The organism is Candidatus Paracaedibacter acanthamoebae (genome assembly GCF_000742835.1).
Taxonomy (GTDB): domain Bacteria; phylum Pseudomonadota; class Alphaproteobacteria; order Paracaedibacterales; family Paracaedibacteraceae; genus Paracaedibacter; species Paracaedibacter acanthamoebae.
In genome coordinates this window covers 2,230,043-2,243,430 of sequence record NZ_CP008941.1, presented here as the reverse complement: position 1 = coordinate 2,243,430, position 13,388 = coordinate 2,230,043, and the positions used below count along the sequence as shown (strand labels likewise).

The 13,388-nt window shown below is 42.6% G+C and carries 13 protein-coding genes; 9 read left to right on the top strand and 4 right to left on the bottom strand.

Going from position 1 to position 13,388, the window contains the following annotated elements; translation table 11 throughout:
* Complete coding sequence (mmsB, locus tag ID47_RS10385) at nt 1-882, bottom strand: 3-hydroxyisobutyrate dehydrogenase (RefSeq protein ID WP_038466294.1); 882 nt, start codon at nt 880-882, stop codon at nt 1-3.
* A 3-nt stretch (nt 883-885) separates the two neighbouring features.
* Complete coding sequence (locus ID47_RS10380) at nt 886-2,376, bottom strand: CoA-acylating methylmalonate-semialdehyde dehydrogenase (RefSeq protein WP_038466291.1); 1,491 nt, start codon at nt 2,374-2,376, stop codon at nt 886-888.
* Nucleotides 2,377-2,531: 155 nt separating this feature from the next.
* On the opposite strand from ID47_RS10380, the gene ID47_RS10375 reads away from it, so the two are divergent.
* Together ID47_RS10375 and ID47_RS10370 are read left to right on the top strand one after the other, a co-directional pair.
* Complete coding sequence (locus ID47_RS10375) at nt 2,532-3,392, top strand: hypothetical protein (RefSeq protein ID WP_038466288.1); 861 nt, start codon at nt 2,532-2,534, stop codon at nt 3,390-3,392.
* 128 nt (nt 3,393-3,520) lie between these two features.
* Nucleotides 3,521-4,042, top strand: a complete 522-nt coding sequence (locus tag ID47_RS10370) for a hypothetical protein (RefSeq protein WP_038466286.1) — start codon at nt 3,521-3,523, stop codon at nt 4,040-4,042.
* A 17-nt stretch (nt 4,043-4,059) separates the two neighbouring features.
* Here ID47_RS10370 and hrcA read toward each other — a convergent pair whose 3' ends face one another.
* Nucleotides 4,060-5,100 carry a heat-inducible transcriptional repressor HrcA gene (hrcA, locus tag ID47_RS10365; RefSeq protein WP_038466283.1) on the bottom strand — a complete coding sequence of 347 codons (1,041 nt, stop codon included), beginning with the start codon at nt 5,098-5,100 and terminating at the stop codon, nt 4,060-4,062.
* Between the two features lie 82 nt (nt 5,101-5,182).
* Here hrcA and rph point away from each other — a divergent pair, with 82 nt between their 5' ends.
* From rph to ID47_RS10330, 7 genes are all read left to right on the top strand, one after another.
* Nucleotides 5,183-5,899 carry a ribonuclease PH gene (rph, locus tag ID47_RS10360; protein WP_038466280.1) on the top strand — a complete coding sequence of 239 codons (717 nt, stop codon included), beginning with the start codon at nt 5,183-5,185 and terminating at the stop codon, nt 5,897-5,899.
* Nucleotides 5,899-6,495 (top strand): RdgB/HAM1 family non-canonical purine NTP pyrophosphatase, encoded by a 597-nt coding sequence (gene rdgB, locus ID47_RS10355; RefSeq protein ID WP_038466276.1) that lies wholly within the window; start codon nt 5,899-5,901, stop codon nt 6,493-6,495. The genes rph and rdgB overlap by 1 nt, the downstream gene beginning before the upstream one ends.
* Nucleotides 6,496-6,875: 380 nt before the next feature.
* Nucleotides 6,876-7,649, top strand: coding sequence for a hypothetical protein (locus ID47_RS10350; RefSeq protein WP_038466273.1), 774 nt, complete (start codon nt 6,876-6,878; stop codon nt 7,647-7,649).
* Nucleotides 7,650-8,175: 526 nt separating this feature from the next.
* The gene (locus ID47_RS10345; protein WP_156956737.1) at nt 8,176-9,213 is read left to right on the top strand and encodes a hypothetical protein; all 1,038 of its coding nucleotides are present in this window, start codon (nt 8,176-8,178) and stop codon (nt 9,211-9,213) included.
* A gap of 296 nt (nt 9,214-9,509) precedes the next feature.
* Nucleotides 9,510-10,652, top strand: a complete 1,143-nt coding sequence (gene hemW / locus ID47_RS10340) for a radical SAM family heme chaperone HemW (RefSeq protein ID WP_038467744.1) — start codon at nt 9,510-9,512, stop codon at nt 10,650-10,652.
* Nucleotides 10,649-11,110 carry a RidA family protein gene (locus ID47_RS10335; protein WP_038466266.1) on the top strand — a complete coding sequence of 154 codons (462 nt, stop codon included), beginning with the start codon at nt 10,649-10,651 and terminating at the stop codon, nt 11,108-11,110. The genes hemW and ID47_RS10335 overlap by 4 nt, the downstream gene beginning before the upstream one ends.
* Before the next feature lie 40 nt (nt 11,111-11,150).
* Complete coding sequence (locus tag ID47_RS10330; RefSeq protein WP_038466262.1) at nt 11,151-12,728, top strand: serine hydrolase; 1,578 nt, start codon at nt 11,151-11,153, stop codon at nt 12,726-12,728.
* 20 nt (nt 12,729-12,748) lie between these two features.
* On the opposite strand, the gene ID47_RS10325 is transcribed toward ID47_RS10330, so the two are convergent.
* Nucleotides 12,749-13,345 (bottom strand): YcbK family protein, encoded by a 597-nt coding sequence (locus tag ID47_RS10325; RefSeq protein WP_198022294.1) that lies wholly within the window; start codon nt 13,343-13,345, stop codon nt 12,749-12,751.
* Nucleotides 13,346-13,388 lie beyond the last annotated feature (43 nt).

Below are 13,388 nucleotides of genomic sequence, written 5' to 3'. Positions count from 1 at the left end.
TTAACGCGTTTTTAAGAATTCAATAATTCCAGAAAAGTCCACATCCGCATGTTCTTTACAGAAATCGTCATACAGATAGCCTGCTTTTTCCGTTAATGGTAAAGATGTATCACAGTGGTGCGCGGCTTCTATCGCCAAATTAAGATCCTTCAACATCATCGCAGCCGCAAACCCGGCTTTATAATTATTACAAGCCGGCGTACCAGGAAGAATAGGAGCAGGACAATATTTAGAAAGGGCCCAGCTTTGACCTGACGAAGCAGAGGCAATTTGATGCAGCGTTTCCGCCGACAGCCCAAGTTTTTCTGCGAGGATAAAGGCTTCAGAGGTTCCAATCATGTGGATTCCCAGCATCAAATTATTACACATCTTGGCGGCTTGACCATGGGTCGCTGCCCCAGCGTGGAAAATGTTTTTTCCCATACAGGCTAAAATGGGCTTAGCCTTTTCAAAAGCATCCACCAAGCCACCGACCATAAAAGTTAAGGTACGACTTTCGGCCCCCGTCACCCCGCCAGATACAGGCGCATCGAGTACAGAATGACCGTTCACGGTTGCGGCTGCATGTAATCCTAAAGCTGTCGCAATGTCAACGGTTGAGCAATCAATAAAAAAACTTGGTTCCGTTAATTGGGCCATTAAACCATTATCACCCAATAAAATCGAGCGAACCTGTTTGCCAGCGGGTAGCATCGTTATAATAAAATCTTTAGCCGTCGCAGCTTCCAGAGCAGATGCAGCTGCAATACAGCCTGCTTTAACAGCTGTATCTATAGCAGATTGATCAAGATCAAACACATGAACGTCATGTTTTGCTTTGGTCAAATTTCGCGCCATGGGATTCCCCATATGCCCAAGTCCAATAAACCCAATTTTTGCCATGACTTACTCCACTATTGGTAATGAAAATTCAACACGTTGCCGAATACCAGACGGCCAGCGACTGGTAATGGTTTTTAATTGTGTAAAGAAGCGAACCCCTTCCATGCCATGCATCCCATGATCCGCAAAGATGGAATTCTTCCAGCCGCCAAAACTATGGAATCCAGCCGGAACAGGAATAGGAACGTTAACGCCAACCATCCCAACTTCAATACGTTGACAAAAATCCCGAGCACTATTGCCATCGCGTGTGAAAATGGCAGTCCCATTAGCATAGGGATGATTATTAATAAGAGTCAAGCCCTCCTCATAAGACGACACACGAATGACACACAGAACAGGCCCAAAAATCTCATTTTGATAAATAGACATCTCAGGGCTAACTTTATCAAATAGACATCCAGCCAAAAAATACCCATCAGATGGAACTGTTTGCAACCGGCCATCAATAACAAGGTCGGCCCCTTCCTTAATCCCTTGATCAATATACGCTTTTACTTTAATCAAATGGTCTTTCGTAATCAATGGTCCCATTTCTGCTGCAGCTTCCGTTGGGGCACCAATTTTTAAAGCAGTTATTTTTGGAGAGAGCTGGGCAATAAGGGTATCGGCTGTTTGATCGCCGACGGCAACCACAACTGAAACAGCCATACACCGTTCTCCGGCAGAGCCATAAGCAGCACCAAGAATTGCATCCACTGTTGAGTCCATATCGGCATCGGGCATAACCAATGCATGGTTCTTTGCCCCCCCAAACGCCTGCACACGCTTACCATGAGCTACAGCTGTTTGCTGAACATATTGTGCTGTTGATGTTTGCCCCACAAAACTAATCGCCTTCACATCCGGATGAGTCAACAAACCATTAACAGCCTCTTTCGCCCCATTGAGAACATTCAGAACGCCCGATGGCAAGCCGGCTTTCAGTGCTAATTTAGCCAAAAGGAGGGCGGTAGATGGATTTCTCTCGGATGGTTTTAAAACAACGGTATTGCCACAAGCAATGGCAACAGAACTGATCCATAAGGGAATCATAGCTGGAAAGTTAAAAGGTGTAATAGCCCCAACCACTCCAAGAGGTTGACGCAGACTATAAGAATCAACTTGTCGACCAACATTCACACTAAATTCCCCTTTTAAGGCAGAGGGAATACCACAGGCAAACTCTAAAACATCAACGCCTCGAGAAATAGAACCCATAGCTTCTGTTTTGGATTTGCCATGTTCTTCTGAAATAGCGTGCGCTAAGTCATCCATATGATCGTCAATCAGTTGACGCCACCGAAACAAAATTTTAGCTCGAGCGGCCGCCAGTGTATCAGCCCATCTCGGAAAAGCTGCCTTTGCCGCTGCAACAGCTGCATCAACATCAGCTTGGTCAGCTAATCCCATATACCCCAAAGTTTTTTCTGTCGAGGGATTAATAACAGCTAAGGTTTGTTGACTGACGCCTTTAACATCTTGACCATTAATAATGTGATGATAAGTCCGCATGGTTTTTCAGTAATTGAAAAAGAAATATTAACTAAATGAAACCACTTTCCTCAAAATCTTTCAATAGTCGATTTTTCTGAGAAAGAATTAAGTTTTTATTTACTCTCTTTCTCTATCTTTATGCATAGGTAAAACTCTGAGGAGCGGAGATCTCTATGAAACTATATACGTTAGTTATTTTAGGCTCTATTGCAAGCAATCTGTCTGCGAGTGCGTATGAAGGGAGTGCCGATGAGGGCATAGATCCCAATGGAACCGAAATTACTCAAGAAGATAGCCAACAACCACAAACTGAGGAGGCCCCGCAGCAACCACGGTCCCTTAAGTCCAAATTATTTAGCGGTGCTAAGCATTTTGCCAAGGGTGCCGCCACTGGCGTATTTTCAGGCAATAATGGCGATTCTCAAGAAACGGGCCTTGCCGGTACAGTTGGTAAAGGTCTAGGAACATTGGCGGGTCGTGCAACAGGAATAAATCTCACACCTGAAGAACGGGCTGAACGAGCAGAACAGCGTCGCTTAAAGCAAGAACAACGCTCCTTAAGCACACAGCATCAAGAAACCGGGACATCCCATACACCCAGCCATGGCACTTCCTTCCTATCAAAACTGCGTGGCGGAAAATCTAAAAACATCCCTGCCAATACCGCGCCGGCTCATCACTCAACCCAAGCAACTGAAGCAACTAGCCCTCAACAAAAACGAGGCACATCTTTGCTCTCCAAATTACGCGGCGGCAGCTCTCAAAATAAAAGTGTAGCGGCCCCGCATGCACAACCACACGTGGCAGCGAAAAAACCACCAGTTAAAGCTCAAAAATCCACAAAATCTTCTATGTTTAGCCTTAAAAAATCAACACCTTCGTCTGTCAAGAAGCCCCCAGTCAAAAGCCAAAAGAAAACCTTTAGCTTGGGCAGCAAAAAGACGACTATGACGTCCAACCTTCCGAAAGCTAAGGCGACTTCCGCCAAAGCATCAAAGGTTGGCTTTTTTTCAAAAAAGAGAGCGAAGAAGTAGAATTAAATCTTAACCCAATGCCAAATAATTGATTTTATATTTTAAATAATTTCTCATCACACTTTAACAATTTATTAGATATTTCAAGATATATATTAAGTATAGAGAATTAAATCAGGGAGAATAAAATGTCAATCACAATGAAATATCTAACTTTATCCTTTTTTCTAATAAATGTGGTGACTTTATCTGCAGATGCGGCTGTCCCGACTGCTACCTCACCAGCGGGGACTGCTCCTCATAAAAAATTAGATTTAAGATCAAGTGGTTTTGGCGGCAGCAGTAATGCTCCTCAAGATGAGAAAGGTGTTTTAAGAGACTGTCTGTCACGCATTAAAATGATTGAAGGAAAAGAAAGCTTATTTAAAGCCCCTCCTAAGCCTAAATCACCATTTAAATGGTCAAAATGGAAAAAAGATGCGGCTGTTCTAGAAAAAGCTAAACAAGAATATAGTGCTAATATAGCAGAACTCCGAAGAATGTATACGGAACAAGCAGCCAAGTTGAAAAAAATGGGGCCTACTGATAAACACTACAACTCTACGATGCAAGAACTTTATAGTAACTGTAAAAGGTTTGCTGATGGCATAGCGATCCGAGCCTCGCAAGCGACAGGAATAAAAAACCCTCCAGCAGGGGGTAAAAAATAAGGTTTATGCTTCTAAACCTAACCTAACAATCGACTAACTAATTTGGCCGTGTAATCCACTAAGGGGATGACGCGGCCATAGTTCATTCGTGAGGGACCGACCACGCCGATGGCGCCAATGATCCGTTCATGAGTTCCCCGATAAGGAGCAATGACCATCGAACATCCCGATTGAGAGAATAGAGGGCTTTCTGCCCCAATAAAAATCTGAACCCCCTCGGCTTGGACAGAGGCATCCAAGATGTTTTTCAAATTTTCTTTGGTATCTAGCATATTAAACAAATTGCGAATTTGGTCAATTTCCTCAACGACAGTCACATTATTTAATAAATTTGCCTGACCTTTAATGATGAGAGATCCAGAGCTTTCTTCGCCACTCCAAACAGCAACACCATCGGCGACAATCTTGCGTGACAAAGCATTAAGTTGTTGTTTGTCCTTCACCAATTCCCGATTAATAATTTGTCGAGCTTCAGATAAAGTATGGCCAACCATATAGGCGTTCAAGTAATTGGTGGCTTCGACTAAAATCGAGGGGGGGATACCTTCGGGAAATTCTAAGACGCGATTTTCCACCAGCCCCTCTTGAGTGATCGTCACCACCAAAGCCCGCGTCGGGCTAAGGGGTACAAATTCAATGTGTTTGAGGGGAGATTCTGTTTTAGGGGCCATGACAAGGCCAGCACATTGAGACAATCCTGAAAGAACGGATGTGGCATTTTCTAAGATATCATTCAGGTTTCGCCCCTTAGTATGACACCGTCGCTCCAGCTCTTCCCGCTCCTTGTCGCCAATATCCCCAATCTGCAATAAACCATGCACGAAAAGTTTTAATCCTTCCTCGGTTGGCAGGCGACCGGCTGAGGTATGAGGTGCATAGAGCAACCCAGCTTCCTCTAAATCTGCCATCACATTGCGAATTGTCGCCGGTGACAAGCTAGTCGTTAAGCGCCGCGATAAGGTGCGAGAACCGACGGGTTCGCCTGTTTCCATAAAGGCATCAACAAGTTCTTTAAAGATTTCAAGAGATCTCTCATTTAAGTCTCGGATGGATGTCATGGTAACTTTCAACTTTTCACAAATGGTAAGTTAGTGTAAAACTAAAAAAACTCAATTACGTTTAAGGATAGTATACACGAAAATGCGTCATGACAAAAGAAAGCCAAATGAATTACGCTCAGTTTTTTTGGGCCCAGGGTTCTCCAAGCACGCCGAAGGATCCTGCTTTGTTAAATTTGGGGACACTCATGTGATTTGTACCGCCACCGTCGAAGAGAAAGTTCCACCCTTTTTACGCAACACCGGCTCCGGATGGATTACCGCTGAATATGGGATGTTGCCCCGCGCCACCCATGATCGGGTTGACCGTGAAGCTGCTAAAGGCAAGCAAACAGGACGGACTCAAGAAATTCAACGGTTGATTGGTCGAGCGTTGCGCTCTGTCATTGATCTCCGGGCTTTGGGTGAACGACAAATTAAAATTGACTGTGACGTCATTCAAGCTGATGGCGGCACACGGACAGCAAGCATTACCGGGGCCTATGTTGCCATGCACCAGGCTTTGCAAAGGCTTGTTGATAAAAAAGCATTAAAGGCATTACCAATTATTGACCAAGTTGCCGCAATTTCCTGTGGGATTTCTAAGGGGGAAGGTCTTTTAGATCTGGATTACATTGAAGACTCAAACGCTGATGTCGATGCAAACTTTATTATGACTGGCAGTGGCCAACTGGTTGAAATTCAAGCAACAGCTGAAAAAATCCCTTTTAGTGATAAAGAGTTTACAAATATGTTGCAATTGGCGCGCTCTGGCATTCATGAATTAATTGCTCTACAAAAACAAGTTTTAAAAATCTAATGTTACATAAAGGCGATACACTGGTTATAGCCAGCCATAATCAAGGTAAAATTAGAGAAATTCAAAAGCTTCTCGACGGATTTGAGTTAAAACTCATCTCGGCAACGGATCTTAATATTCCAGAACCCGAAGAGACAGGTTTAACTTTCGTAGAAAATTCCATTTTAAAAGCAACCGAAATCATGAAAGCTTGCCAGTTACCCTGCCTGGCTGATGACTCTGGTTTATGCGTTGATGCTCTTGAGGGTGCCCCGGGTATCTATTCGGCGCGGTGGGCTGAAAAAGAGGATGGAACTCGAGATTTCAATCATGCGTTCCACAAGATATTTTCTATGCTGGATCCAACCAAATCCTATGCAGCCCACATGACCTGTGTGTTGACTCTCGCTTTCCCTGAAGGGTCGGCTCATTCGTTTGAAGGAATTGTTGAGGGACAGATCAGCTTCCCCGCCCGAGGAGAGTACACTTTTGGCTATGATCCAATTTTTACGCCGCATGGATATAGCCAAACTTTTGCCGAAATGGACCGAGATCTTAAATCCAGTTTATCCCATCGTCGCCGCGCTTTTGATAAGTTAATTCATTTTTTACGTTAATTTCTAAGCCAGATGCTCATTGATAAAAAATTTCTTTTGATAGTTTTATTCTATCGAAAAAAATGTTGATCAACAGGCGATCAAGGATTTAGGTTAAAAAATCGTCCCCCTTACAGACAGAAATTTTTTATTCACATGAATGTTGAATCCTTATAAAATTGAACGAAACAAAAAACTCAAAAGTAAGATTATTAAAATAATAGGATTTAAGTTTTACTTATTTGAATTTATTAAAAAAATAAAAATTAAAAATTAAAATACTTGGAAAGCTCTTCATAAAGTATTACATTCCCTTTTAAATTGTTGTTCTTTACCCCCTTGCCCTCCTACATCCTTGTGATTGAGAGAGCTTTGTTATAAGAAAAATAAGGAGAAGAAAAATGAGCGTTCACGCTGTTATAAATAATTTTATACGTACACAGTTTATTTTTAAAAAAATAAGGAAGTGTTTGATAAAATTTTTCTATCTGACATCTATTTCAATTTTAAGCCATGCATCAGAAGTTGCCCATCCCGATATAATGGAAGTTTTAGTTAGAATTGAGACAAAACGAGTAGCCACCGATCAGGCCCATGTTTCATTATATGATACACGCCTTCCTATTTATTCCTCTGATTTGAGTGACCATGGGGTAAAGGAAATAACACTAATTTTCGAAGGTTTGATGCGTAAAGCAGGTTTAATCGAGGTTACCCCCTTGCTTTCCCCCCAACAAATTATTTATAAGCATCAATTTATGACAATTAATCAAGAAGTTAAACTTCCCGCCCCCGGCGACACTCTCCATCCTTTTGGTTTGGGCGGTTTCTGGAAACCAGGATGTGACCTTGGAGCCATTGAACAATTTTATATTCGGTTTTATGAGTCTGATGAAGAAATTAGATATATACTCCAGCCTCTTACATATTGGCAAGCAAAAGGTTCAAAACCACCATTATTAACCTCCCCTGATAATACTAGTACCACAATAGATCCAATTCTTCAGCAACCGCTCTCCCTTGTCGATGCAATTCGCGAAGGACGGTGCACCCTTAAGTTAAACAAAGGAACTAATGAGGAAGAACAAGGCTCTGCGATCTACTCTTCATTCGATATTCAGCGCCATGGGCTTACTTACGCTTGGATTAGTTTTATACGAAATAAATCCACATAAACCCTCTCTTTTAAAAAGACTCAAGGCCTCTGGCATCCTAATGAAGAGGCCACTAAAATCCTGAAAAATAAAATTTTGAGATGGATAAATCTTAAAAATTTTCTGATTTATCTTCGCTAAGAATACCCTTACTGTTTACCCTAAGATTACAATAAAAGGGGTTAAAGAATTTGCTAGTCAGTTCACGGGTTTTCGTTCTGCTTCCTTGTGGAGTACCTTTGGTAAGTTAATTCAATTTCTAAGATGAAGTAATAAGGGTACCCCTTTTATAAACCCTTCCTCTTCATATCAAATCTAGCTATACCACCTTCTTACTTTACGATTTAATGTAAATATGCGCAACGCCCCTCCAAAACCTATGTCTTTAGGAAATTCTATTTTAATTAATAAATAGAAAATTTACTTACGTAGACTATACGTATAGCCCCTTATTAAGGTCCTCTAGTAAACCTTAAGCGTTATAAGAATGTATTCTTATAAAATTTATAGAGCCTCTACCATCAAGAAAATTGAAAGGATTTTTATTATGTATCAAAAAATAATCATACCCATTCTTTCGTTACTAAGCCTCTTCCTTCCATCCGCTTACACGATGGATCACGGAGCTTATTGGAATGAACGGGCACAGCCCCTCAGTGTACTAAGTGTTCCTTATAATAACCCTCCTGCAGTTTGCCAGTACGAGGACTTTAAGACCCCTTGCCGCCAACACGACCAAGCCTGTAAAACACGTAAAGAAAAATGTGGAGATGCTATAGGGGCACAATTTAATGAGGGGCTATTCAGCGCGCAGTATGGATTTAGCAAAATGACCATCCATAATGGTAAATATGATAGCATCCATGGCATTGATGACTTTAGAACGGCAGAAAAAGATGGAACAGTGCATCATCATTTTACAGAGAATAAAGCACATATGTCAAAGTTAGATAGAAAGACTAACCAAGGAGGCAACGACTGGCATGGAAAAAGGCTTGATCAAGCTCATAGAGCTGACAATCTTCCCCTCCCTCACTACCAAAGGGCGAGGCAAGCTTTAGACAGGGGAGAAGCCACCCGGGTACTTGCTCATACGACCTGGGATATAGACCAACAGCATGTGAGTTTCACTTTCCAACCTCTCATTTCTCAACATCCTCAAAGGCGTCCAGTGGAGCTTCAATCTTACTGCACTTTTCTGCATGAACCGATCCGCCAATTTGCTCAGCAACATGATCCCTATCAAACCCCTCAACAAAGAATAAATCTAGCAAGGTTAGATACTGAATGCCAACAAGTCTTATCCTCTGGTCGATCAGCTCCTCGCCTTATACCTCCTTCTCTCCCTGTTCCCTCTTTCGTAAAATCTTATAACAGAGACAATCTTTATAAATTTTTGAACTATCTAAATAAAAGATATACTCAAGAGGATATCGCAGGCCATGTCGGCTTATCGAAAGACACAATTGGTAGAATTATTAGAAATAAAGATTATGCTCCTACTGCCAATTATTTAAGCTTATGGAATTCTTTAAAAAGCAATCTTCCGACAGAGTTTGCTCAATGGTTAGCCGTTAAGGATTAAAATGAAGAAGGTTTTCCCTAGGTTGATCCCTTAGTAAGGGGGAGACAACTCAAAGGTCTCAGCCTTCTATGCGTAATCGCTTGTCATCTCGAGTTCCCGGATCCTTGGCCGGGAAACGAATTTTTTCTGGGCAACCGAAGAGCGACTCGGAAACTCGATATTGCATAAGCAGTCGCTTATCATCCCAAGTTCTCAGCCCTTCCGTTGGGAAAAAAAACCTTAACAAAAAAGAACGTAGATATTTAATTAAGAAATATGGTTTATTGAAACCAAATAATCCTATAAAAAATAATGCAATGACGTCCCTTGCTTTGTACATTCATTGGCCCTTCTGTGCCTCAAAGTGTCCTTATTGTGATTTCAATAGCCATGTTCGCAATCAAATTGATATTGATGCCTGGCGACACGCTTATATTAAAGAGCTGCAACGTCATTATGATCTCGTTGGCAAGCGTCGAATCAGTAGTATTTTTTTCGGCGGTGGGACCCCATCCCTGATGCCCCCCACGTTAGTCCAGGATATCCTGAACGAAGTCTCAACGTGGTGGTCCATCGATCCAACCATTGAAATCACGTTAGAAGCAAACCCAAACTCAGTTGAGGTTAATAATTTCCGCGCCTTAGCAGCGGCCGGTATCAATCGTGTTTCTATTGGCATTCAATCCTTAAGACAAGATGATTTAACCTTCTTAGGCCGGCTTCACAGTGTCGAGGAAGGCATTCACGCCATTGAAACAGCCCAGCAGTGTTTTAAACGCATCTCCTTTGACCTTATCTACGCTCGCCCTCATCAAGCATTGGACGCCTGGCAGGCAGAATTATCTCAGGCATTGGCCTTTGGTACAGAGCATCTATCCCTTTATCAGCTGACCATTGAACCTGGTACTGCCTTTGCCACCCGCCATGCTCGAGGTGATTTTGTGTTACCGGATGAGGATCTGGCAGCAGATCTCTATAACTTAACAACTGATTTGACCCTCTCCCACGGGCTCAGGGGATATGAAATCTCTAACTATGCCCAGCCGGGGTGTGAATCCCACCATAATCTCGCCTATTGGCGATATCAAGATTATGCCGGTATTGGCCCCGGTGCCCATGGCCGATTAACCTTAAATGGAATCGGGCATGCAACAAAACAATACCGCGCCCCCGAAACATGGTTACGACAAGTGGTTGAGGAGGGCAATGGCTTTGATGAGTTGAGTCAACTGTCTGCCCAGGAACAGGCAAGCGAAATGCTTTTAATGGGACTTAGACTCACTCATCCCTTTGACCTAAATCGATTACCCTGTCCCATCGATCAAGTATTGGATATGAATGGCATTGAGCGTCTAGTCAAAGCTAATTTAATCACTTATGATGGTAATAAGTTACAGGTTAGTCCCCACGGCCGCCTGTGTCTCAATGAAGTTCTAAGAATAATCCGGAGGCCCTCATGACTATTGACTCTCGTTTATCCTCCCTTGGCATCACTGTACCAACTGTCCCCACTGCTGTGGCCAATTATGTCGGCTATAAAGTTGTTGGCGATTTAGTTATTATTTCTGGCCAGCTTCCATTCAAAGACGGTCAAATTCTTAATCCGGGCCACCTTGGAAAGACTGTCAGTCTTGAAGAGGGTGTTGCCGCTGCCCGTCAATGCGCTATTAATGTTTTGGCCCAACTCAAGACTGCTATTGAGGGTGATTGGTCTCGGGTTAAACAATGTGTCCGGCTGGGAGGCTTCGTGGCTAGCACTTCAGATTTTACTCAACATCCCCTTGTGATTAATGGTGCTTCTGATTTGATGGGGGACGTATTTGGTGAAGCGGGACGCCATGCTCGGGCGGCCGTTGGGGTTGTGGCCCTTCCTTTAGGGGCTAGTGTGGAAGTAGAAGCCATTTTCCAAATTAGCTAATCTCTCTATATATGACTCATTCGCACGGAGATAATTAACGATGATCAATCGCACGCTTGCTTTATTTTTAGTATTGATTTCAGCATCCTATAGCTTTAATTATTCAGCTTTTGAGGCCTACTTACACAAAGCAACTGCTGATTGGAAGCCGGCAGGTGTCGCCCTCGCCATTGTCGAGGATGGCAAAATAACCTATATAACTGCTTTTGGCTGGAAATCGAGTACAACCCAGAAACCGTTGACGGAAGACACTGTCTTCCCGATTGCTTCTTTAAGTAAATCCTTTAGTGCCTTACTGATGTTAAAAATGGAGGAAGATGGAAAACTGGAAACCAATGATCCGGTCATAAAATACCTACCTAATTTTCAGTTAGCCAGCGATAAAGCGACAAAAGACATGACGGTGGCTAAGTTATTCCAACATCGCAGTGGTTTACGGGGCTTTGCTTACGATACTTTGGTTGAAACAGGATGGTCAGAACAAGAAATTTTTGCTGTTCTGAATCAAATTTATCCCACCCACCCCTTTGATGAACATTTCGATTATCAAAATATTTTCCCAGGCTTGTTTGGTTGGATTGCTGAGAAAATTACAGGTGAACCTCTTAATACCCTCTTTAAAAGAGAAATTTTTGATCCTTTAGAGATGAATTCTGCCTCGTTGGGAGAATTTGGAGTGACACCATCAGATGGTTGGTTTAAACGAACATGGGCACGAATAAAATCTATGTTTAACAATCAGTCCTATCAGCATTATACAAATGACAAAGGCTATGCTGAGGTCATTAAAAACGGTAATCCAGCGATCTATCGATTCCCCACTTCCCGTGGTATTAACGCCAACATTAAAGATATGGCAAAATGGTTGCAATTTTGGATTAATGATGGTGTTACCTCAACCGGGAAGCGCATTGTGAGCCCCGACCAACTTTCCAAAATGCTGCAAAAATTGAGCCACGTAGGATCGCCGCAAGGGGGACGTTTATTTCCCAAAGACCGCGTCACTGATATTTATTATGGCATGGGATGGTATCTCCATGATTATGCCACACTGGATAGAGTTATCTCTCACATGGGTGGAATGACCGGAACTCGGTCCATCATTATCTATGTACCGGGCAAGAAGATCGGTATAGTTTTGCTCTCAAACTTGGGCGGAATGCGGGTCAATTTAATGCCAGAAGCCATCCGCTCAAAATTCTTAGATTTAGTTGCTGGAATTGATGACAATCGGGATTGGAGTGCAGAGTTGAAAGCCGATTTATATGGATCCTTTGAAAAAATGAAAGAAGCCCGCGCAGCCTATAGGATAAAAAATCCCGTCCCAGCACGCCCCCTGCAAGACTATCTCGGTATTTACGAAAACAAACTGTATGGTCAAATCAACATTGTATTGGAAGAGTCTAGCCTTATTCTTAAATACCGCGATTTGAGGGTAAAATTAACTCACTGGAACGGCGATAATTTTTCATTTAAAGCCAATGAGTTTACCCGATCCTATAGCGCCACCGATTATGCAGACATAACCTTTGGAGGAGATCCAAAGCAACCGGATTTATGTGTGATCAGTGTTCTATATGAAGGGGCCAATCCTCAGTTCAAACGCAAAAAGAGATGAGCACGGAGGTAAACCTGCTTTTAAGCAGGGCCCCAGTAACGAACACGCCCTGTATCCACATGAACAAAATTAGCGTAGCGTCCAACACCGCCGGCTTTTAATGATTTTGCTGCTTGTTGGACTTGCTTCATGGTCCGCCCAGGCACCATAATATCTGCCGCTTTACCTGATAGATGTTGACTGTTGCTGGCCACGCCGCAACTTTTCTGGCGCAATATTGCATTGGTTTTTGGTGATCTATAGCCCGAAATTAAATGCACCATTTCCCGAGATCCTATTTTTTCCCAAATATTGTGAATCAGGTGCATTAAATTTGGATCCATTGTAAATTCTTGATTGGTCCGATGATCCCTGAAAAGACGATTTAGGTCAGTCATTGCTTCACGGTTTAATTTTCCATCAAGCCAAAAAATGCACTTTTTCAGGCTTTCACCTGTATGGGTATTATAAATATTGAGAGACTTTTCCGGAACAGAAGCAAAAGCCCCAGAAGATAATGCCAGGAGAGGAGGCGCTACCATTAAGAGGCCCAATCCACCCATTTTTTTAATCAATTGGCGACGGGACAAGGATGTATCTAAAACTTGCGAATCCTGCTGTGCGATAAAATTTTCCACCAATCTGTCTCATGTCTATTCCTCAACCGTAGTTTTTTATAAG